The sequence below is a fragment of the Streptomyces endocoffeicus genome (assembly GCF_016741935.1).
Lineage (GTDB): Bacteria > Actinomycetota > Actinomycetes > Streptomycetales > Streptomycetaceae > Streptomyces > Streptomyces endocoffeicus.
This window is the reverse complement of sequence record NZ_JAERRG010000003.1, coordinates 271,580-291,116: the sequence shown is the minus strand read 5'-3', so window position 1 is coordinate 291,116 and position 19,537 is coordinate 271,580. Positions and strand designations below refer to the sequence as shown.

At 71.1% G+C, this 19,537-nt stretch carries 21 protein-coding genes; 5 read left to right on the top strand and 16 right to left on the bottom strand.

Annotated features, from left to right (window positions below; genetic code table 11):
- Positions 1 to 93 precede the first annotated feature (93 nt).
- Both JK364_RS11420 and JK364_RS11415 read right to left on the bottom strand, forming a co-directional pair.
- Entirely contained in the window at positions 94 to 843 is a 750-nt protein-coding gene (locus JK364_RS11420; RefSeq protein WP_201850294.1) for an SDR family oxidoreductase, read from the bottom strand.
- 159 nt (positions 844 to 1,002) lie between these two features.
- Positions 1,003 to 1,908 carry an AraC family transcriptional regulator gene (locus tag JK364_RS11415; RefSeq protein ID WP_201850292.1) on the bottom strand — a complete coding sequence of 302 codons (906 nt, stop codon included), beginning with the start codon at positions 1,906 to 1,908 and terminating at the stop codon, positions 1,003 to 1,005.
- Between the two features lie 212 nt (positions 1,909 to 2,120).
- Between JK364_RS11415 and JK364_RS11410 the strand changes: the two genes are divergently transcribed.
- Positions 2,121 to 3,533 (top strand): alpha/beta hydrolase, encoded by a 1,413-nt coding sequence (locus JK364_RS11410; protein ID WP_230991765.1) that lies wholly within the window; start codon positions 2,121 to 2,123, stop codon positions 3,531 to 3,533.
- 30 nt (positions 3,534 to 3,563) lie between these two features.
- On the opposite strand, the gene JK364_RS11405 is transcribed toward JK364_RS11410, so the two are convergent.
- The 8 genes from JK364_RS11405 to JK364_RS11370 all read right to left on the bottom strand — a co-directional run bounded on the left by JK364_RS11405 (position 3,564) and on the right by JK364_RS11370 (position 10,636).
- On the bottom strand, positions 3,564 to 4,403 hold the full coding sequence (locus tag JK364_RS11405) for a putative hydro-lyase (RefSeq protein ID WP_201850290.1): 840 nt from the start codon (positions 4,401 to 4,403) through the stop codon (positions 3,564 to 3,566).
- Positions 4,400 to 5,743, bottom strand: coding sequence for an MFS transporter (locus JK364_RS11400; protein ID WP_201850288.1), 1,344 nt, complete (start codon positions 5,741 to 5,743; stop codon positions 4,400 to 4,402). The genes JK364_RS11405 and JK364_RS11400 overlap by 4 nt, the downstream gene beginning before the upstream one ends.
- Before the next feature lie 209 nt (positions 5,744 to 5,952).
- Positions 5,953 to 6,405 carry a VOC family protein gene (locus JK364_RS11395; RefSeq protein WP_201850286.1) on the bottom strand — a complete coding sequence of 151 codons (453 nt, stop codon included), beginning with the start codon at positions 6,403 to 6,405 and terminating at the stop codon, positions 5,953 to 5,955.
- 87 nt (positions 6,406 to 6,492) lie between these two features.
- Complete coding sequence (locus JK364_RS11390) at positions 6,493 to 7,431, bottom strand: 5-oxoprolinase subunit C family protein (protein ID WP_201850284.1); 939 nt, start codon at positions 7,429 to 7,431, stop codon at positions 6,493 to 6,495.
- Complete coding sequence (locus JK364_RS11385) at positions 7,428 to 8,072, bottom strand: 5-oxoprolinase subunit B family protein (RefSeq protein ID WP_201850282.1); 645 nt, start codon at positions 8,070 to 8,072, stop codon at positions 7,428 to 7,430. Before JK364_RS11385 ends, JK364_RS11390 begins: the two co-directional genes overlap by 4 nt.
- A 218-nt stretch (positions 8,073 to 8,290) precedes the next feature.
- A complete protein-coding gene (locus JK364_RS11380; protein ID WP_201850281.1) occupies positions 8,291 to 9,094 on the bottom strand; it encodes a LamB/YcsF family protein in 804 nt (267 codons plus the stop codon).
- On the bottom strand, positions 9,091 to 9,795 hold the full coding sequence (locus JK364_RS11375; RefSeq protein ID WP_201850279.1) for a GntR family transcriptional regulator: 705 nt from the start codon (positions 9,793 to 9,795) through the stop codon (positions 9,091 to 9,093). The genes JK364_RS11380 and JK364_RS11375 overlap by 4 nt, the downstream gene beginning before the upstream one ends.
- Positions 9,796 to 9,889: 94 nt before the next feature.
- Positions 9,890 to 10,636, bottom strand: coding sequence for a dienelactone hydrolase family protein (locus JK364_RS11370; RefSeq protein WP_201850277.1), 747 nt, complete (start codon positions 10,634 to 10,636; stop codon positions 9,890 to 9,892).
- 109 nt (positions 10,637 to 10,745) lie between these two features.
- On the opposite strand from JK364_RS11370, the gene JK364_RS11365 reads away from it, so the two are divergent.
- Positions 10,746 to 11,234 carry a MarR family winged helix-turn-helix transcriptional regulator gene (locus tag JK364_RS11365; protein WP_201850275.1) on the top strand — a complete coding sequence of 163 codons (489 nt, stop codon included), beginning with the start codon at positions 10,746 to 10,748 and terminating at the stop codon, positions 11,232 to 11,234.
- 32 nt (positions 11,235 to 11,266) lie between these two features.
- Here JK364_RS11365 and JK364_RS11360 read toward each other — a convergent pair whose 3' ends face one another.
- The 3 genes from JK364_RS11360 to JK364_RS11350 form a co-directional block, all read right to left on the bottom strand.
- Positions 11,267 to 12,154, bottom strand: coding sequence for a serine hydrolase (locus JK364_RS11360; RefSeq protein ID WP_201850726.1), 888 nt, complete (start codon positions 12,152 to 12,154; stop codon positions 11,267 to 11,269).
- A 275-nt stretch (positions 12,155 to 12,429) separates the two neighbouring features.
- Complete coding sequence (locus tag JK364_RS11355) at positions 12,430 to 13,164, bottom strand: SDR family NAD(P)-dependent oxidoreductase (RefSeq protein ID WP_201850273.1); 735 nt, start codon at positions 13,162 to 13,164, stop codon at positions 12,430 to 12,432.
- 324 nt (positions 13,165 to 13,488) lie between these two features.
- Entirely contained in the window at positions 13,489 to 14,085 is a 597-nt protein-coding gene (locus JK364_RS11350) for a TetR/AcrR family transcriptional regulator (RefSeq protein ID WP_201850271.1), read from the bottom strand.
- 228 nt (positions 14,086 to 14,313) lie between these two features.
- Between JK364_RS11350 and JK364_RS11345 the strand changes: the two genes are divergently transcribed.
- The 3 genes from JK364_RS11345 to JK364_RS11335 all read left to right on the top strand — a co-directional run bounded on the left by JK364_RS11345 (position 14,314) and on the right by JK364_RS11335 (position 16,957).
- The gene (locus tag JK364_RS11345; protein ID WP_201850269.1) at positions 14,314 to 14,934 is read left to right on the top strand and encodes a hypothetical protein; all 621 of its coding nucleotides are present in this window, start codon (positions 14,314 to 14,316) and stop codon (positions 14,932 to 14,934) included.
- A 101-nt stretch (positions 14,935 to 15,035) separates the two neighbouring features.
- Positions 15,036 to 16,277: an alpha/beta hydrolase family protein gene (locus tag JK364_RS11340; protein WP_230991764.1), complete on the top strand. Its 1,242-nt coding sequence runs from the start codon at positions 15,036 to 15,038 to the stop codon at positions 16,275 to 16,277.
- A gap of 245 nt (positions 16,278 to 16,522) precedes the next feature.
- Positions 16,523 to 16,957 (top strand): DUF6069 family protein, encoded by a 435-nt coding sequence (locus JK364_RS11335; RefSeq protein WP_201850267.1) that lies wholly within the window; start codon positions 16,523 to 16,525, stop codon positions 16,955 to 16,957.
- A gap of 126 nt (positions 16,958 to 17,083) precedes the next feature.
- Here JK364_RS11335 and JK364_RS11330 read toward each other — a convergent pair whose 3' ends face one another.
- The 3 genes from JK364_RS11330 to JK364_RS11320 form a co-directional block, all read right to left on the bottom strand.
- Entirely contained in the window at positions 17,084 to 17,524 is a 441-nt protein-coding gene (locus tag JK364_RS11330) for a type II 3-dehydroquinate dehydratase (protein ID WP_201850265.1), read from the bottom strand.
- 70 nt (positions 17,525 to 17,594) lie between these two features.
- Positions 17,595 to 18,401: a sugar phosphate isomerase/epimerase family protein gene (locus JK364_RS11325; protein WP_201850263.1), complete on the bottom strand. Its 807-nt coding sequence runs from the start codon at positions 18,399 to 18,401 to the stop codon at positions 17,595 to 17,597.
- A complete protein-coding gene (locus JK364_RS11320; protein WP_201850261.1) occupies positions 18,398 to 19,489 on the bottom strand; it encodes a Gfo/Idh/MocA family protein in 1,092 nt (363 codons plus the stop codon). The genes JK364_RS11325 and JK364_RS11320 overlap by 4 nt, the downstream gene beginning before the upstream one ends.
- Positions 19,490 to 19,537 lie beyond the last annotated feature (48 nt).

The window sequence follows — 19,537 nt, the reverse complement described above, 5'->3', positions numbered from 1 at the left end:
CCGTCCGCGCCGCAGGTTCCGCCCCGTCCCCGCCGGATCACCGTCCCGGCGGGCAAGGCCGACCGGGGGATGAACACCGTGCCCGCCGGCCGGTCACTTCGCCTGGTCGAGCCGGACCGCGTCGGGACCGGCCGGGAAGCGCAGCCGCCCGGTGGTGTCGTGCACGGCCTGCCACACCGTCTCGGCGACGTCGCTCTCCTTGGTGAACACGTCCTGGCCCCCGAAGTCGTCCATGGACTTCTTCGTGAACGCCGCGTAGGGCGCCGGGACCAGTTCCTCCAGCGGGGCATCGTTCATCGCGCCGGCTCCGAAGTTCGTCGTCAGGCAGGCGCCCGGCTCGACCGTCTTCGCCCGCACGCCGAAGGGCGCGAGCTCGAGCGCGAGGGAGGAGGTGAACCCCTCGACGGCCATCTTGCTCGCCTTGTAGACGGACGTGAGCGGCATATGCCCCAGCACCACGCTGGAGGTCACATTGACCACCACGCCGGAGCCGCGCTCGCGGAACTGGGGCAGCACCGCCTGGGTCGTCGCCATCACGCCGAAGGTGTTGGTCTCGAACACCTCCCGCACCCGGTCCATGGAGATGCCCTCGAACACCCCCATCGACGGGATGCCCGCGTTGTTGACCAGGGCGTCGATGGGCCCCGCCGCCTCGAACGCGGCGGTGATGCTCTCGGGCCTGGTCACATCGAGCTCGACGACGCGGAACCGGTCCGACTCGGGGAAGACGCCCGGCCGTGGCGTCCGCATGGTGGCGATGACGTGCCACCCCCGCTCGTGGAAGTGGAGAGCGGTCTCCCGCCCGTACCCGGACGACGTACCAGTGATCAGAACGGTGTTCATGGGGTGGCCCCTGCGATGTCGGTGGGATCCGCGGAGGAACAGGCGATTCCTGCTCCGCGGGAGGACTTGCACTCCCATTTCACCGCTCCGACCTGCGGAAACGATAGAACTATCCTCGCCCGCGCATGCACGATCCTCCCGGTGGCTGCCCAGCCCCGCTCAGGGCAGGACGCCCGCGGGGGCGCGTACGGTGCTCCGCAGCCGGGCCGCGTCCTGGCTCGGGGGTGCGCCGAACTGGCGGCGGTACTCCCGGCTGAACTGCGACGGGTTGTCGTAGCCGACCCGCTGACCGACCCCGGTGACGTCGTTCGGATGGGTGGCGAGCAGCAGCCGGGCCTCCTGGAGCCGGATCTGCTTCTGGAACTGGATGGGGCTCATCGCGGTCACCGCCTGGAAGTTGCGGTAGAAGGCGGAGACACTCATACCGGACCTGCGCGCCACGTCCTCGACCCGGAACGGCTCCGCGTAGTGCTCGCGGATCCAGCGCACGGCCCGGGAGATATGGCTGAGCCCGCTGTCGGCCAGACCGAGCTGCCGAACCGTCGCCCCCTGCTCGCCGGTGATCACGCGCCACAGGATCTCCCGCTTCACCAGCGGCGCCAGTACGGCCCGGTCGCGCGGCTCGTCGAGCAGGCGCAGCAGCCGGACCACCGCGTCGAGCAGCGCCGCCGAAGCCTCGCTGACCGCGATCCCCGACGGAACACCGCCGCCCGCGCTGGGCGTGTCTCCGGGACCGGCCCGCAACAGCAGTTCGGCGACGGCGGACGGCTCCAGCGTGAGGCCGAAGCCGAGCGCCGGCTGCTCGGGGTCGGCCTGGGTGAACTGCCCCGTGACGGGCAGGTCGACGGATGCCACCAGATACTGCCCGGGTCCGTACGCGTAGACCCGGTCGCCCAGCGCGAGGCGCTTGCTGCCCTGGGCGATGACCGCGAGCACCATGCCGGACATGGAGGGCGCCGGCGGATCCGGCCGGTCGACCTTCGAGACGAGGACGCCGTCGATGGCGGTGGTCCAGTCGGGCCGGGCATGCCGGGCCAGCAGGGTGCGGAGCTCGTCGAGGGACATGGGTCCATTGCAGCACCACGGCCTCCGCCGGCCGCGCACATCGCAGAGCCGTGCACGTTAAGAACAGAACTCCCTGCTCAATGGTGTCGGCGGAACAGGTGTCCTTAACATCGCAACGCCTGGCGCGAGGGAGCGCCACTGAGGTCAGGAGCGTCGCTGTGCACAGCTCGAGTCGGAACGTACCTTCCTCCCTTCTGCGAAGTCTCACGCGTATGCGGCGCACCGTGGCGTCGACCGTCGGCATCGCGGGCATCGTCGCGGGGACGCTGGGCAACGCCGGTCCGGTCCAGGCGGCCCAGCCGCGTCCCGCGCCGGTCACGTGCCCGGCGAGTGTGGGCGACAAGGCCACGTGTTACACCGGCCAGGACGGCAACGGGGCGTACTACGCGATCGCCGTTCCGAAGAAGTGGAACGGGTCGCTGATCGTCCACTCCCACGGCGGCCCCGACCTGGGCGACGGGTCCGATCCCGAACGGAGCGTCGGCGACCTGGACCGCTGGTCGGTGATGGTGTCCGAGGGCTACGCCTGGGCGGGCTCGTCGTACCGGCGAGGTGGCTACGGAACGCGCATGGCGGCCGCCGACACGGAGAATCTGCGCCGCCTGTTCGTGGCGGACTTCGGCAAGCCCGAGCGGACGTACGTACACGGCCAGTCCTGGGGCGGAAACGTCGCCGCCAAGGTCGTGGAGACGTACGGAAGGAAGAACGGCCCCTACGACGGCGCCCTCCTCACCAGCGGTGTCCTGGGCGGCGGCTCCCGGGGCTACGACTACCGCGTCGACCTGCGGGTGGTCTACCAGTACTACTGCCGCAACCTGCCACGCCCCAGCGAGCCCCAGTACCCGCTGTGGCAGGGGCTGCGTCCCGATTCGACCCTGACGACGGCCGGGCTGCGCGCCCGCCTTCAGGAGTGCACCGGCTACGCCTCCGCCCCCGAGGAGCGCACCGCGCCGCAGCAGCGCAACCTCGACGACATCCTCGCCGTCACCCGCCTTCCGGAGCGGACGCTGGAGTCCCATCTGCGGTTCTCGGTGTTCACCTTCCGCGACATCGTGCACAGCCGGCTCGGCGACCGCAATCCGTTCAGCAACCAGGGCGTGTGGTACTCCGGTTCACACGACGACACGGCGCTGAACGCGGGCGTCGAGCGCTTCTCCGCCGCCCCCGACGCCCGGCGTGACCTCTCCTACGACAGCGACCTCACCGGGCAGGTGTCCATCCCGGTACTGACGATGCACGCCATCGACGACCCCACGGCATTCGTCGAGCACGAGTCGGCGTACCGGGCGACGGTCGACGGCGCGCACCGCGGGAAGAACCTCGTGCAGACCTTCACCGAGGAGAGCGAACACAGCGAGCTGAGCAACGCGGAGTACGCCGATTCCATCGCCGCGCTGGACTCCTGGGTGCGCACCGGAAACAAGCCCACACCGCGGTCCATCGCGTCCGCGTGCGCCACGTTCGACCGCGTCTACGGCACCGGGTGCTTCTACGACTCCGGCTTCCGCCCCAAGCCCTACGCCTCCCATGTCCGGCCCCGGCCGGGCGGACTGACGTGGCCGGCCATGACGTCCGCCCAGGAGCGGGCCTGGAGTCGGATCGACGGCGTGGGCATCGCTCCCTGAAACCCCCGCCGCCGGACCGCGAATGGCCGTTCACCCCGGTGCCGGGCCCGCGTCGACGGTGTGGTCGAACACGAACATATGGCCCGGGTAGTGGGTGATGGTGTACGGGGCCCGTGCGGCGGGGAGCGCCAGTTGGGGGGTCACCCCGCAGGCCCAGAACACCGGGACGTCGCCGTCCTCGACGACCGGTGAGGGGCCGAAGTCCGGCCGGGCCAGGTCGGCGATGCCGAGCGCGGCCGGGTCGCCGATGTGCACCGGCGCCCCGTGCCCGGCCGGATAGCGGGCGGTGATCTCGACGGCGCGCGCCACCAGCCGGGCCGGTATCGCGCGCATGCTGACCACCAGCGGTCCGGACAGCCGCCCGGCGGGGCGGGTGGCCACGTCGGTGACGTAGACGGGCGGCGCCGCGGACTCCGGGGCGTACCGGACCGGGACGCCGGCCGCGCGCAGCGGGCCCTCGAAGGTGTGGCTGCAGCCGAGGAGGAAGCCGACCGCGTCCGGGCGCCAGTGGGCGGTGATGTCGGGTGGTTCGGCGGCGAGTTCGCCGTCGTGCCAGACCCGGTAACGCGGCAGGTCCGTCCGCAGGTCGGCGACGGTCGTGCCGAGCCGCACCACCGGGTCGCCCGGCTCGGTGACGGCGAGGACGGGGCAGGGCGCGGGGTTGCGGGTGCAGTACAGCAGGAAGTCGAAGGCCAGATCGTGCGGGACGATCACGAGGTTGGCCTGCTGGTAACCGTCCAGCAGACCGGCCGTGGGCCCGGTCCACCGGCCGTCCGCCACCAGGCGCCGCAGCGCCGCCGGGGTGGCGGGGACGTCCTCGGGAAGGCCTTCTCCGGAGGCGGCGGGGCCGGGCCGCACGGCGGCCGTCACGCCAGTTCCCCGTGGCTGGACTCGGCGACGGTGCGCAGCGTCAGCAGGGCGACGACCACGGCCGCCATCAGCAGGAAGCCCGGGGCGAGCAGACTGCCGGTGGCGGAGATCAGCCAGGTGGACAGATAGGGGCTGAGCCCGCCGCCGACGATGGTGCCGATGTTGAAGCTGAACGAGAGCCCGGTGTACCGCACCCGGGTCGGGAACATCTCGGCGTACGTCGGGTAGGTGACGGACTGGACGACCGGCATCGGCAGGGCCAGCACCACCATGGCCGCGACGGCGAGCGGGAAGCTGCCACGACCCATGACCAGCATCGCGGGGACGACCAGGACCGCGTACCCGGCGAAGCCGGCCGTGATGAGCCGCTTGCGGCCCCACCGGTCCGACAGCGCCCCGCACACCGGCATCAGGGCGGCCACGAACAGACTGATCCCGCCCATGATCCAGAAGGTGGACTCCTTGGGGTAGCCGAGGTCGGTGGTCAGGTAGATGTTCATGAAGATCAGGCCGACCCAGTAGCCGCAGTTGGAGCCGATGGCCAGCAGGGTCACCTTCAGCACCGGGCCGCGGTGGTGGGTGAACACCTCGGTCAGCGGCGCCTTGGCCGTCGCCCGCTCCGACTTCGCCGCGAGGAAGCTCTCGGAGTCCGCGAGCCGGTTGCGGGCGATCAGGGCGACGGCGACCAGGGGCAGCGAGAGCAGGAACGGTATGCGCCACCCCCAGGCGTCGAGCTGGCGCTCGCTCAGCGCGGTCGTGGTGACGCCCGCGACCAGCGCCGCGGCCCCGCCGCCGAGGGCCACCCCGACCGGGGTGAAGGCCCCGAAGAAGCCACGCCGCCCGGCCGGGGCCGACTCGGCGAGATAGGTGGCCGAACCGGTCACCTCACCGCCCGCGAAGAACCCCTGCGCGAGCCGCACCATCAGCAGGGCGACGGGCGCGGCCACGCCGACGGCGTCGGCCGTGGGCAGCAGCCCGACGGCCGCGGTGGCGCCGCCCATCCCGGTCACGGTGAGGATCAGTACGGGCTTGCGGCCCACCCGGTCCCCGAGCCGGCCGAGCACGATGCCGCCCAGCGGCCGCATCAGGAACGCGCTGCCGAACACCGCGAGCGTGGCCAGCAGGGCGGCGGTGGGGTCGTCCCCGGGAAAGAAGTGCGGGCCGATGACCACGGCCAGATAGCTGTAGACGCCGAACTCGTAGTACTCGATGGCGGTGCCGGCGGCCGCCGCCAGCGCCGCCCGGCGCGGGCCGCCGCGCGCCGCGGTGGCCACGGCGGCCGCGCCCCCGGGGTCTCCGGGTGCCGTTGAGGCCGTTGAGGCCGTTGATACGCTCGTCATGGGTTCCTCCGGGTCTGACATGTCCTTTGGCCGGGATGTGCTGTCAGTGCCGCCGGTACGGCGCCGGGGGCCCGTACGACGGTCATCCGCGGGACCAGTCCTCCTGCTGATGACCGTCGTCCTGCCGGGCCGGGCGCCGCCGCGCCGGTGGGTCGGTGGTGGGTCGGTGAGGACCGCCGGGCGGATCAGGACCGCCGGGCGGACGCGGATCAGACGGCGAAGAGCTGTCCGAGGTCGGCGAACGCCTTGAACTCCAGCGCGTTGCCCGCCGGGTCGAGGAAGAACATCGTCCACTGCTCACCGGGCTCGCCCTGGAAGCGGACGTACGGCTCGATCACGAACTCCGTGCCCGCCGCGGTGAGCCGCTCGGCCAGCTTCTGGAACTCCGGCACCGGCAGCACCAGGCCGAAGTGCGGCACCGGCACCTGGTGGCCGTCGACCGGGTTGGTCCCGGCGACGCCGTCGCGCGGCGCCCCGGACGGGCCGTCGCCGACCTGGTGGGTGACGACCTGGTGGCCACCGAAGTTCCAGTCGATCCACTTGGTGTCCGAGCGGCCCTCGGCGAAGCCGAGCACCTTGCCGTAGAACTCACGGGCGGCCTCGATGTCGTCCACCGGGATGGCCAAGTGGAAGGGGACGAGGGAGTCGGGCTGAGTGGTCATGTGGGTGTCTCCTCGAGGTTTCTCAGGGGGTTTCGGGGTGTTTCAGGGGTGGGCATCTCAGGGTGTTTCAGGGGATTCACAGGGGGTTCAGTGGACGGGGGCGAGCCGGAGCTCGTCCCCGGGGAGGGTCTGGCCGACGAGATCGATGTCGGCGTCGGTGACCACCCCGATGACGGGGTAGCCGCCGGTGACCGGATGGTCGGCGAGGAAGACGATCGGCTCGCCCGACGGCGGCACCTGGATGGCGCCGCGTACCGTCCCCTCGCTGGGCAGGTCCACCGAGCCGATGGCCAGCGGCGGTCCGGTCAGCCGCGCGCCCACCCGGTCGCACTGGGCGGAGACCCGCCAGGGCGTGGTGGTGAGCCGGTGCCGGTCCGCGGCGTCGAACAGCTCGTGCCGCGGGCCCCAGCGGAACCGGACGGTGGCCGGGCCGCCACACGGGACGACGCTGAACGCCAGCTCCAGCGGGATCGCCGGGACCGGGCGCACCGGGCCGAGGCCGTACTCCGCCCCGGCGCACACCGGGTCGGGGCCGAGCCCGGTGAGGGAGTCGCGCGAGGCCGACCCCAGCACCCGCTCCGCCTCGATCCCGCCGGAGACCGCGAGGTAGGTACGGCAGCCCGCCCAGGGGCGGCCGATGGCGAGCACGGATCCGGCGCGGAGCCGCAGCCGCGGCGCGCCGTCGACCGGCACCCCGTCGACCGTCAGCGGCGCCGGGGCCCCGGTGACCGCCACATGGCGGGTGGCGGAGAGGGTGATCGCGAGGCCGCCGAGGGTGACCTCCAGGGCCGGAGTGTCCTCCGGGTTCCCGGCCAGCCTGTTGGCGAGCCGGAAGCTGCGCCGGTCGGCCGGACCGGAGGCGGGCACGCCCAGGTGGGCCATCCCCGGCCGGCCCAGGTCCTGCACGCTGGCCGCCGGTCCCGCCCGGACGACCGTCAGCACGGCGGGCTCCGGGCCGGTGCCGGGGTCCGGTGGCCGGTGCCGGGGGCGGACCCGGCGGCCCGGGGCGGCGGAGGTGACCGTCATGGCGCCACCGCCTCGAAGACGATCCGGTCGCCGACGGCGAGCCGGTTCGGCGGTTCGGCCGTCACGTCCCACAGCCGGGTGGTGGTGACGCCGATCTGGTGCCAGCCGCCGGGAGTTCCGCCGGGGTAGACCACCGTCTGGTTCCCGGCGATGGCCACCACCCCGGCGGCCACCCTCGGCCGGGGGCTGGACAGCCGGGGCAGCCGGAGGCTCTCCGGTACGCCGTCCAGATACGCGAAGCCGGGCGCGAAGCCGAAGAAGCCGACCCGGTACTCCCCCGCGCCGTGCCGCCGCGCGACCTCCTCCGGGGCCAGGCCGAGGCGTTCGGCGACCTCGGGCAGGTCCGGGCCGTCGTAGCGGACCGGGATCACGATCCGTCTGCCGGGCGGCGGTCCGGTGCGGTGGGCGCCGGGCCCGTCGAGCACGGTGCGCAGCCCGGCGGCGAGCTTGCCCATCCCGGCGGCGGTCTCCGCCACCACCAGCACGGTCGTGGCGGCGGGCACGACCTCCCGCAGCCCCGACGCCCAGGGCTGGGCGCGGATCGAGGTGGCGACCTCGGCGGGGTGCCGGTCCGCGCACTCGATCAGCCAGCCCCGGTCGCCGGCCCTCCGCAGAAACGTTTTGTCTGACGTTGCCTTCACGGACCTCGCGTCCGCCACAGACTTCACGTCCGCAGGGCGTACGTTCACCTGGGGCGCGCCCGCGGGGGACACGTTCGTCCGGGTCGCGTCCGCGGGGGCCGTGTCCGCAGGAGGCACGTTCGTTCGGGCAGCGCCCGCAGGAGGCACACCCCTCCGGGCAGCGCCCGCAGGAGGCACATCCGTCCGGACCGCGTCCGCGGGAGGCACATCCGCCGGCGTCACGGCCGCACCCCGACCCGGTCCGCGACGGCACCGGGCGGGCCCACCGCGACACCCCCCGACGCCAGCGCCTCCCGTACGGCGGCGGCCAGCCCGGCCGCGCCGGGGGTGTCGCTGTGCACGCACAGCGCGGCCAGTTCCCCGCCGTCCGGGGCGATCCGTACGACGCTGCCGCTCACCGAGACCACGGTCCCCGACTCGGCCATCCGCAGGGCGCGTTCGGCCGCCTCGGCCGGGTCGGTGATCAGGGCGCCGGGCGCGGAGCGGGGCACCAGCAGCCCCTCGTCGGTGTAGCCGCGGTCGATGAACCCCTCGGCCAGCGGGCGCACCCCGGCCTCCACCGCCCGCTCCCAGACCGCGGTGCGCGGCTGGCACAGCAGCGGCAGGGCGCGGTCGTACAGGGCTACGGCCTCGACGATCGCGGCCGCGTGCCCGGTGTGCCGGGCCGCCGCGTTGTAGAGCGCGCCATGGGCCTTCACATAGCCGACGCGACCGCCCGCGAGCCGGGCGAACACCTCCAACGCGCCCATCTGGTAAAGGAGTTCGTTGACCAGCGTGGCCGGTGGCACATCGATGAAGCGGCGGCCGAAACCGGCCAGGTCGCGGTAGGAGACCTGGGCCCCGATGGCCACGCCCCGGGCGGTGCTCGCCTCGCAGGTGCGGCGCAGGATATCGGGGTCGCCGGCGTGGAAACCGCAGGCCACATTGGCCGCGGTGACCTGGTCGAGCAGCTCGCCCTCGTCGGCCGGCCCCCAGACCCCGAACCCCTCGCCCACATCGGTGTTGAGCGCGAGGGCGGTCACCGGGCCGACTCCGCCCAGTACGCCTGGAGGGCGCCGCTGCTGTTCTCCCAGGCCGTGTGCAGCCCTTTCTGCCCGCCGTCGATATGCGCCGTGATCTGCCGGGCCAGCTCCTCCGCGTCCCCGTCGGCCAGCGCCTGGACCATCGCGGCGTGCTCGTGGTGGACGCGGCCGTACGCCGAGGTGCCATGGACGTAGAACCGGGAGTACGGCTCCAGCCGGTGGTACATCTGCGAGATGATCTCGTAGCGCATGGGCAGCCGGGACAGCCGGTACATGTCCAGGTGGAAGGCGAGGTTCGTCCGCGACCAGATATCGGCGCCGGACCCCTGGGCCCGCTCCATCGCCGTCGCCATCTCCTCGAACCGGCTGATGTCGCGCCGGGAGACCCGCTCGGTGACATGCTCGGCGAAACTGGGCTCGATGAGCCGCCGCAGGTTGTAGATCTCGTCGATCTCCTCGAGGTCCAGCACCGTGACGAACGTGCCGCGGCCCGGTGTCGAGCGCAGCAGACCCTCGCTCGCGAGGGTGCGCATGGCCTCCCGCAGCGGGATGCGGCTCACCCCGAAACGGTCGGCGAGTTCGTCCTGGACCAGTCGGTGGCCCGGTGGGTAGACGCCCTCGACGATCAGCCGGCGCAGCTCGTCGGTGAGGGCGTCGGCGCCTTGGGCATCACCGCGGCGGCCTCTGTCTTCTCGGCTCATATACCGTGTATACAGTGCATGCACCGGATGCGGGAAGAGGTCGGACCGCGGGAAATCCGTCCGTCGGGTTCGCTCCCCCGGGCCGGAGGCCTCCTCAGCCGCCCGCCAGGGTGCGGTCCAGGAGCGGGAGCAGCCGGTCCCAGTGGTGTCGCAGTGCCGAGGGGCTGAAGGCGTCGGTGTCGGACATGGTGAAGCCGTGGACGGTGCCGGGGTAGATCTCGGAGGTGTAGCCGACACCCGCGGCATCCAGGGCCTGGTTGAGCTCGCCGAGGGCCTCGGGCGTCAGGTCGGTCTCGGCGTGGCCGAGATGGACCTGAGCGGTGAGCGTGGAGAAGAGGCGGTGCAGGGCGTCGGGACCGTCGGCGCCCACGGGGCCGTGGAATTCGGCGAGGGCGGCCACCTGGCCGGGGTGGGCCGCGGCGGTGCGCATCGCCAGGAGGCCGCCTATGCAGTAGCCGATCACGCCGACCGGTCCGGCGCCGACCTCGGGCCGGGTGGTGAGGAACCGGAGGTAGGCATCGGCGTCGCGCAGGATCCGTTCGGTGGTGTGCTCCTCGATCAGGGGCATCAGCCGGCCGATGAGCGCGGGCCGGACCTCCTCTCCGATGTACTCGGGAAGTTCGATCACCGGTGCCGGGCCGTGCCGGTAGAAGAAGTTGGGGACGAGCACGTAGTACCCGTGCCCGGCCAGTTCGCGGGCCATCTCCTTCAGCACGGGCCGGATACCGAAGGCGTCCGGGTACAGCAGCACCCCTGGGTGCCGCTCACCACGGTCGGGGAAGGCGGCGAAGGCGTCGGCCGCACCGTCCGGGGTGGGAATCCGCAGTGTCGTGGTGGGCAAGGTCTTCCTTCCGTGAAGTTCGCTCAACAAACGTTTGTCGCACTAACGCTGTCGGCGCGAGCGAACGTACATCGTTAGTCGGACTAACGCAATCGGTAGGATGGGCGCCATGACCAGAGCCGAAGCCGCGGACGTCCCCGACGACAGCGTGCCCCAGACGCCCGAACGGCTGCGTCGACTGCCGAGCCGGCTGCTGTCGCAACTGACCACGCGGTCGGACCGGCTGATCAACGAGGGGCTGGCCCGGGCCGACGCCCGCAAGTGGCACTACGCCGTGCTCGCCTCGCTGCGGGAATACGGGCCGGGCAGCCAGGCGGCGCTGAGCGGGCGCACCGGCATCTACCGCAGCGACATGGTCGGTGTGCTCAACGAACTGACCGAGCGTGGCCTCGTCGAGCGGGCGCCGGACCCCGACGACCGGCGCCGCAACACCATCACGATCTCCCGCCGGGGCCGCCACCGACTACGCCGCCTCGACAAGGTTCTGGACGAACTCCACGACGAACTGCTCGCGCCGCTGAACCCTGCCGAGCGCGACCAACTCGTGGGGCTGCTCACCCGCTTGCTGGACCACCACACACCGGGACGGACGCGCTGACCGCGCCGACCGGGCTGACCGGGCCGACCGGGCTAGGGCCGAGCGCTGGAAGCGGGTGCGTTGAGGTCTTGGTGGACCGCCCGGGCGATGCCCTCGATATTGGCGATGCCATCGTCCATCGTGGCGTTGTCCTGCGACAGCACCGTGATCGTGTAGTCGTGGTCGCCGCCGGTGAAGGCGCCCAGGCTGTGCACCCGCCAGCCGTTCGTGGCCCGCTCCAGCCAGCCGTTCTTCACATGCACCTGTGCGTCGCCCGGCGCGCCGGCCGGTGTCCCCCAGCGCTGTGAGGGGATGACCTCGCTCGTCAGCTTCAGGATGTAGCCGCGGGAGTCCTCGCTGAGCACCGGGTTCGCGTGGGTCACCAGGTTCAGGAGCTTTTCCTCGTCGTTCGCGGTGATCTGGGTGAGCCCCCAGTGTCCCTCGCTGTCGAGGACGGTGTTGGTCATCCCCGCGGCCCGCAGGAATCCATTGACCTTGTCCGCCCCGAGCTGCTTCCACAGCGCGGTGGTGGCATCGTTGTCGGACTTCGTGATCATGGCGGTGGCACGGTCCTTCTCCTCCTGCGTCAGGGCGCGATCGTCCTTCTGCGCGTCCCACAGCAGCGTGGCGAGCACGGTCACCTTGACCGTGCTCGCGGAGTCGAATGGCCGGTCCGCATCGAGCGTGCAGGTGGTGTTCGTGGTGCGGTCGTGGAGGCTGATCGCCGTCGTGGCGGTGGAGCCGTCCAGTGCCGAGTTGATGTCTTCGGAGAGTTTGTCGGCGAGCCCCGGCTCGTCCGAGGTGCAGATCGCCGCCTGCGGGGTGGCCGCGTGAGCCGACCCCACCGAGGCGATCGTCGGCACGAGTGCCCCCGCGGCCAGCGCCGCTCGTGACGCCAGCGTGGTCCGGGGAAGCCGGGATATTCGTCGGTGTCGCCCCATGGTGTGCTTGTCCATTCGCTCGTGGTGCGGTTCATCACGCGGGGGCCTTCGCTCCGTCGCGAAGACATCCCGGTGCTCCAGCACTGGAGGACGAACAAGCAAGGGGCGGGGTTCGAAACGTGTCCGAATCTCACAAGATCGCTCCACAACCGGCACAGCACTCCGGCAGGTATGCGGCTCCGCCGCGTGGCAGGGGGAGACACACCTCCTCCAAGCCACCGCCCCAGCCCCGGACCGTGCGTGAGACACACCTGGATCGGCGCTTACGAGAGCGCTCATGCCTGCGCGTATCCACCGTCGGCGAAGAACTCGGCACCGTTGACATAGCTCGACGCGTCCGAGGCGAGGAACGTCGTCACGGCGGCGATCTCCTCGGGCTCGGCAAGCCGGCCGAGGGGAACAGCGCCTTCGGCCTGCTTGAGCATCTCGGGTGTGACCAGCTCGAGCAGACCAGAGGTGCGCGTACCGCCCGGGGATACGACGTTGACCCGGAAGCCATGTGTGCGCGCGCTGAGAGCCCAGCCGCGGGCGAGGGTGCGGACTGCGGCCTTCGACGCCGCGTAGACCTCAAGTCCCTGGTTGGGCCGTGTCGCAGCGGTCGAACCCGTCAGGATCACCGAAGCGTTTGTGCTGAGCAGCGGCAGCGCCTGCTGGAGAGTGAAGATCGTTCCCTTGACGTTGGTGGCGAACACCGAGTCGATCAGATCTTCCGTCACCTCGCCGAACGGCGCCGCGGTGCCGACGCCGGCGTTGGCGACCAGCACGTCGATGCGTCCGGCCTGGTCGCGCACGGTGCGGTAGAACGCATCGAGCTCCGAGGGCACCGAAGCGTCGCAGACCACGCCGGTCACGCCAGGTCCGAGCTCGGCAACCGCGGCGTCGAGCGCGTCTTTGCGGCGACCGGTGATGAACACCGTGGCGCCCTCGTCGCGGAATGCGCGCGCGGTCGCGAACCCGATGCCGGTGCTGGCCCCGGTGACCACGGCGACCTTGTCTTCCAAGACGGCCATGCCGCCCTCCTTCAAGTTATGGACTGTTGCGTCCATAACCTTCCCCGATATGGACCGTGGGGTCAAGATTGCTTCGGCATCGAGGCCCGCGACCCCTGGTCGGACAACCGCGGGGCCACACCACCGGCAGCGCCGACCGCCGCGGCGGTATCGGCCCGCCGGGTCGCGATTCGAGTCGCCTGACGACTGACAGCGCAGCGCACAGGAGCCCGGCCCGCGGAGCGCGGCCCTCCGCAGGAGCCGCGGCGCACAGCTTCAGGGCGCGCCCCAGGGTTCGGAGCCGGTCGCAGGCCGTGGCGGTACAGGTCGGCCGGTGCGTTGCCGCTACCGCGCCGGAGTGGGCAGCAACCGCGCCAGGGCGGACTGGGCTATTACGGTGAGCGCTCCGATGTCCATGCCGGTGCGCCCGAGAGCGATGAGGCCGAGTTGCGCGACGAGGGCCGCGCGGGCGGTCTCAGAAGGGTCGATGTCGGGGTCGAGGTCGCCTTCGCCCTGGGCGCGCTCCAGCGCCGCGGTGAGGACGGTGGCGATCGCGTCGTAGCTGCGGCGAGCCTCAGCCGCGACGTCCGGAGTGCCGGTGGCAAGCTCGGCGTTGCTGTTGGCCAGCAGGCAACCCCGACGCGCGACCGCCCCGGTCGGATCGCCGGTCACGCCGAGCACGAACTCGCGCACCACGTCGATCCCCCGCGCGGCGGAAACCAGACGCTCGCGCAGCACCCGCAGGTTCGCGTCGTCGTAGTCGCGCAGCACCCGCAGGAACAAGCTGCGCTTGTCCCCGAACGCCCCGTAGAGGCTGCCTTTGCCCAGCCCGCTCACGCGCAGCAGGTCGTCCATCGATGTCGCCGCGTAGCCCTTGTCCCAGAACTCGTCACGGATAGCGAGAAGCACACGATTTTCATCGAACTCACGAGGTCGAGGCATATCCGCACAATACAAGTTCTGGACCGCATGGGCCACAATGGACTCCGGGCCGCCATGTGCCCGGCTCAGCTCGGGAAAGGTCCAGCGGACGGAGCGATGACCGAAGCGGCGCGCCATTCCTTTGGAACCGTTCGGTTACAGAACATGCATTCCATGCACACCGATCTGTACCAGGATTCCAGCCATCGCCACACTGATCGGGTTCAACGGAATGTACGGGGGAATTCCATGCATCGTGCCATCGTGGCCGCCGCGGCGGTCGTCACACTCACCGCCACCCTTGTGGCATGCGGCGGTTCGGACGGGGACGGCGACAAGGCCGGGCCCACGAGGAACACCGGCTCCAGCGGCGCCGCCGAACCCGGCGGTGAGCGGACGCCCGACGCCGTGGCCAGCAGCGCGGGGTCGCTGGTCGGCAAGCTCGGCGACACCCTCACGCTGGAGGGACCGGCCATCAACCTGGACACCACGGGCACGGTTCGGGCCGACTTCACGTTGAAGAAGTACGTGGACCGCGCCCAGGCGGCGGTCGACTACTTCAAGGCCCCCGCCGGGAAGCGCCTGGTCGCAACGGAGTTCACGATCGTCAGCACCGGCACGGGCACCTACCAGAGCGGGTACAACGGGGCCAAGGTCATCGACTCGACCGGGCAGGGGTACATCGGCAAGCCCGGTTCCCCCACCGTCGGCGAGTCCCTGGACATCCCCCTGATCCTCCGGCCGGGCAAGCGGGCCACCGGTTGGGTGATCTTCGATGTGCCGGAAGACGCGAAGATCACGGCCGTGACGTACCAGATAAACGCGAACGGAGTCGACGAGGAACGCACCGGCAGGTGGAACCTCGGCTAGTACGCCCCGGGACACCGGTGTGAACACTCGGTGGAATACCAGGGGACACCTCCCCCTCCGGGCGGAGGTGTCCTCGCGCGCGCCGGGACAGAGTTGCCCGCATGCGAATCCACGCACGTATCACCACCGCGGTGGCCCTCGCCCTCTCGCTGCTCGCCGGCGCGGGTACGGCCGCCTCCGCCACCGGCCCATCCGATCCCTTACCCGATCCGGTACGGGAACCCGTGCGCTTCGAACTGCCCCCACCCACGGGACGGCAGCCGGTCGGAGTGACCGAACTCCATCTCGTCGACCGCGCCCGGACCGACCCCTGGGTCACCGGTACGCACCGGGAACTGATGGTCAGCGTCTGGTATCCGGCGCGTTCGGCGAGCGGATACCCCCGCCGGCCCCATATGCCGCCGGGCACCGCCCGTGCCGTGGACGAGTCGGGCTCGTTCGGCCTGGCACGTCCCGGCGAGGTGGACTGGGCCGCCACCCGCACGGACGCCGCCACCGGCGCCCCGGTGGACGGCCACCCACCCCGGCCGGTCGTGCTGTACTCCCCCGGCCTCGGGGTCACCCGCACGCTGGGGACCTCCACCGCCGAGGAACTCGCCGGCCGCGGCTATGTGGTGGTCACCATGGACCACACTCATGAGACGTCCCCGGTCGAGTTCCCCGGCGGCCGGGTCGAGTTGCAAAAGGACCCGTTGACCGATCCCGCGAAGCGCAAACAGGCCATCGAGACCCGTGTCCGCGACACCCGCTTCGTCCTCGACCAGTTGGCCGTCCTCCGGGACGGCGGAAATCCCGATGCCGAGGGGCGCCAACTGCCGCGCGGCCTGGGCGGGGCGCTCGACCTGACCCGGGTCGGCATGTACGGCCACTCGGCCGGCGGAATCACCGCGGCCGAGGCCATGCGCACGGACGACCGCATCGACGCAGGCATCGACATGGACGGCACGCTCAAGTACAGCGGCACCGAATTCCTGCCGGTCGCGCTGGAAGGGCTGAACCGTCCGTTCATGCTCATGGGCAAGGCCAATCAGACCCACCTGAACGAGCCGTCCTGGCAGTCGCTCTGGGACCACTCGACCGGCTGGAAGCGCGACCTGAGCCTCGAACGGGGCGCCCACTTCAGCTACACCGACGCCCAGACGATCGTGCCCGCACTCGACGAACGCCTGGACATCCCGGCCCAGAAGCGCGAAGAGTACATCGGGACCGTGGACCCCACCCGCAGCACCGCCGCCCAGCGCGCCTACCTCACCGCGTTCTTCCACCAGCACCTGCGCGGCCGGCCACAACACCTGCTGGACGGGCCTTCCCCGTCCCACCCCGACGTGCGCTTCGTCCAATAGGCGTCACGGCGGCGGTGTACGGGTCTTTGCCACGATCGGAAGCGTAGGGGCATACGAAGCCCCCGGGAACTCCCCAGGATCCCGGGGGCTTCGCCATGTCCGCCGGCGGGCCGCCCGTGGCCGGAAGCGCGCCCTCTGAAACGATCAACAAGCAGAATGACGTGGCTCTGAACGGCCCCACTCCTGTCCCACCCGACCCGCGGGGCCGCTCACCACACACTTTCCCGAGCCACGGAAGAAGTTCCATGACCGACACCGCATCCACCCGCCCCACCGCCGCCATCGCCCGCCTCGTCATACCCGCGGCCCTGGCCGCGGCGGTCGCCGTCCTCGTCGGCTACCTGATCTTCGACGCCGCCGGAGCCGACTTCGACGTCACCATGTCCGGCACCGAGAGCACCGTCACCGCGGTCCAGGCGTGCCTCGCGGCCTTCCTGGTGAGCCTGGTCGGCGGCACCGCCGCGCTGCTCATCGCGCGGCGCACGGCCCAGCCGACGCGTACCTTCGCCGCGATCGTGACCGTCGCCGTGGTGCTGTTACTCGTCGGGCCGCTGGTGGGCGCCGACCAGGCCCTGACCGTCGTAGCCCTCGAGGTGCTGCATCTGCTCGCGGCGGCGGCCGTGCTCCTCGTCGTCGTGCCGCGCATCGGCACGACCACCACCACATCGACGGACGCCTGACCGCGTCCTTTCCCATGCCGATGTCCAGCGCCGTCCGGCCGGGGCACAGCGCCGGACGGCCTCGGCATACCGGTTCACGACGGGGTCGTGGACCGACAAGAACTCGCCGACCTGCCTACGGTCCCCTCACACCTCCTTGATTTTGGCGTTGAGTGCCTCAAGAGCGTGTGCGTAGCCGTGCCATCCCATTCCTGAGGCATAGACGGCCGCGGACGCCGCGAAGATGTCCGGGCGGGTCCTTCCGTCCACGGCGGCGAACGCGGAGATGTGTACGACGCCGAAGGGCAGACCGGTGTCGTTGAGGGCGTCCAGCAGTGAGTAGCCGTAGGGAGTGAGCCCGGCGGGGTTCACGACGATGAGGTCGAGGCCGTCCTGGCGCTCATGGAGCCAGTCGATGAGCGCCCCTTCGTGGTTGGACTGGAAGTGCTCAACCGCGATGCCGAGCCGGGCGGCGGTGCCATCGATATCGCGCTCGATGTCGGCGAGCGTCGCGTGCCCGTATTTGTCGGGGCGGCGCTTGCCGAGCCGGTTCAGGTTCGGGCCGTGCAGTACTGCGGCTCGCGTCATCGTGTTCTCCGTCGTGGGAAAGGGGGAAGCGGGAGGGGCGGTCATGGTCGCGGTCGCGGTCGTGGATGGGCTATCGCGGTCGGCCCGCCTCCGTGAGCAGACGCGCGGTCGACTGCATGGCGCGCTCGGCGACCCATGCCACGGGCAGTGTTTCCAGGGCGTCCGAAACGGGTTCGATCGTGACGGGCGGAGGCGTGCCGCCGGTGGCCGTGAGCACGGCGCGCAGGAAGTCGGCCAGCGGCAGGACGCCGTCCCCCGGGAACGTCCTCAAGTGCCGGGATTCGTAGGCCAGGTCCACACCGGGCCTGGGGACGAGATCGGACAGCTGGAGGCCCGCGGTCAGGGCGAGGAGGTCGGGGGTGAGTTCGGCGACGTCCGCGCCCGAGCGGAAGAAGTGCACCACATCGAGCACCAGCTTCGCCCTCGGGGACGCGGCGGTACGTACGAGGTCCACGGCGGTGGCCACGTCGCGGACAATGCTGTAGGGCATGAACTCGAACGCGACGTCGGTGGCGGTGATCTGCTCGCACAGGGTGGCGAACTCCCGCTTCACCTCCTCCACCGTCCCCGAGAACGCGGCCACGTGGACGCGGTCCGGGCGCAGAATGCCGATCAGGTCGAGAACGAGCGCGTTGAGGTGCCCGGCCATGCCGCGTTCACCGAGGCGGATCAGTTCGAGTTCCGCCACTCGCAGGTCGCGCTCGCGGAGCGCTTCGGCCATGGCCTCGGGTGGGATGCCGCGTTCCAGGCACGCCACGCACTGCGCCACCGAGATGCCGATCGCGCGGAATCCGCTGCGCTGTGCCGCGTCCAGGGAGGCTTCGAAGTCCCGTCCGCGGAAGGTCATGGCGCCCAGGGCCAGTTGGTCATGGGTCATGGTGCGACCTGCGCGAGGTCGGCCGTGCCGAGGTGCACGGGGCGGCCGGTGCGGGCGGATTCGTAGACCGCGAGGACGATCTCGAGGGCCTTCCTGGCTTCGCGTCCGGTGACGAGCGGTTCGCGGCCGTGGACGACGGCGTCGACGAAGTCGTCTATCTGCCGGGCGTGGTAGGGCGTCAGCCCCTCGTGGATCGTGGCCAGGGGCGGGTCGGAGTCGATCTCGGTGGAGTGGACGGTCCGATAGCTCTCCTCTCCGGCGACGGTCCAGATGTCGTTGAACGCCGGTTCGCCTTCGGGGAACTCGGTGATGCTGACGGTGGCACCGTTGTCCCCGGTGACCAGCACCTGCGTGCCGAGGCCGGGTGCGAAGGTGGTGCCGGCCTGGATGACGCCCAGGGCTCCGCTCGCGAATTCGAGGGTGGCCACGGCCGTGTCCTCGACCTCGATGTGGTCGCTGTGCTTGAGCGTGGCGATGCTGCCGCTCACCCGGACGACCGGCGAACCCACGCACCACTGCAGGAGATCGATGTAGTGGATGGCCTGATTGATGAGTACGCCACCCCCTTCGGCATCCCAAGTCCCCCGCCACGGGTCGGAGTTGAAGTACGCGGCGTCGCGCCCGAGGCGGAGCGCGACGCTCGCGAGGACGGGTGTGCCGATACGGCCGTTCCGTACGGCCTCATGGGCTCGTTGCGAGGCTTCCCAGAATCGCCGCTGGAAGAGGACTCCGAACGTCACACCGGCGGATTCCGCGGCGGCGATCATGTGGTCCGCTTCGGTGAGCGAAACGGAGATCGGTTTCTCGCACAGGACGTTGAGGCCATTACGGGCCGCGGCGACGACGGTGGCTTCGTGGGTGGGATGAGGGGTGCACACGGTGACGGTGTCGACGCCGGAGCGCATCAGGTCGGTGGCGTCGTCGTAGGCATGCGGGATACCGAAGCGGCGGGCGAATTCCGCCGCCCGTGTGCCGTCGATGTCGCAGCAGGCGAGGAGCTCGACGTGGTCGTTGGCGAGCAGCGCCTTCGCGTGGTTGAGCGCGATCTTGCCGCATCCGATGATGCCCACGCGGACTTTCCGGGTCATGTGGTCTCGATCCTTTCGGGGCCGTCCCGGCGCACAGGGCGGGACGAG

Excerpts from the sequence above, each read along its gene's own strand:
- JK364_RS11420 (WP_201850294.1), bottom strand. The coding sequence starts at position 843 with ATGAACACCGTTCTGATCACTGGTACGTCGTCCGGGTACGGGCGGGAG.
- JK364_RS11415 (WP_201850292.1), bottom strand. The coding sequence starts at position 1,908 with ATGTCCCTCGACGAGCTCCGCACCCTGCTGGCCCGGCATGCCCGGCCC.
- JK364_RS11410 (WP_230991765.1), top strand. The coding sequence starts at position 2,121 with ATGCGGCGCACCGTGGCGTCGACCGTCGGCATCGCGGGCATCGTCGCG.
- JK364_RS11400 (WP_201850288.1), bottom strand. The coding sequence starts at position 5,743 with ATGACGAGCGTATCAACGGCCTCAACGGCCTCAACGGCACCCGGAGAC.
- JK364_RS11395 (WP_201850286.1), bottom strand. The coding sequence starts at position 6,405 with ATGACCACTCAGCCCGACTCCCTCGTCCCCTTCCACTTGGCCATCCCG.
- JK364_RS11390 (WP_201850284.1), bottom strand. The coding sequence starts at position 7,431 with ATGACGGTCACCTCCGCCGCCCCGGGCCGCCGGGTCCGCCCCCGGCAC.
- JK364_RS11375 (WP_201850279.1), bottom strand. The coding sequence starts at position 9,795 with ATGAGCCGAGAAGACAGAGGCCGCCGCGGTGATGCCCAAGGCGCCGAC.
- JK364_RS11365 (WP_201850275.1), top strand. The coding sequence starts at position 10,746 with ATGACCAGAGCCGAAGCCGCGGACGTCCCCGACGACAGCGTGCCCCAG.
- JK364_RS11360 (WP_201850726.1), bottom strand. The coding sequence starts at position 12,154 with ATGGGGCGACACCGACGAATATCCCGGCTTCCCCGGACCACGCTGGCG.
- JK364_RS11355 (WP_201850273.1), bottom strand. The coding sequence starts at position 13,164 with ATGGCCGTCTTGGAAGACAAGGTCGCCGTGGTCACCGGGGCCAGCACC.
- JK364_RS11350 (WP_201850271.1), bottom strand. The coding sequence starts at position 14,085 with ATGCCTCGACCTCGTGAGTTCGATGAAAATCGTGTGCTTCTCGCTATC.
- JK364_RS11345 (WP_201850269.1), top strand. The coding sequence starts at position 14,314 with ATGCATCGTGCCATCGTGGCCGCCGCGGCGGTCGTCACACTCACCGCC.
- JK364_RS11340 (WP_230991764.1), top strand. The coding sequence starts at position 15,036 with ATGCGAATCCACGCACGTATCACCACCGCGGTGGCCCTCGCCCTCTCG.
- JK364_RS11335 (WP_201850267.1), top strand. The coding sequence starts at position 16,523 with ATGACCGACACCGCATCCACCCGCCCCACCGCCGCCATCGCCCGCCTC.
- JK364_RS11330 (WP_201850265.1), bottom strand. The coding sequence starts at position 17,524 with ATGACGCGAGCCGCAGTACTGCACGGCCCGAACCTGAACCGGCTCGGC.
- JK364_RS11325 (WP_201850263.1), bottom strand. The coding sequence starts at position 18,401 with ATGACCCATGACCAACTGGCCCTGGGCGCCATGACCTTCCGCGGACGG.
- JK364_RS11320 (WP_201850261.1), bottom strand. The coding sequence starts at position 19,489 with ATGACCCGGAAAGTCCGCGTGGGCATCATCGGATGCGGCAAGATCGCG.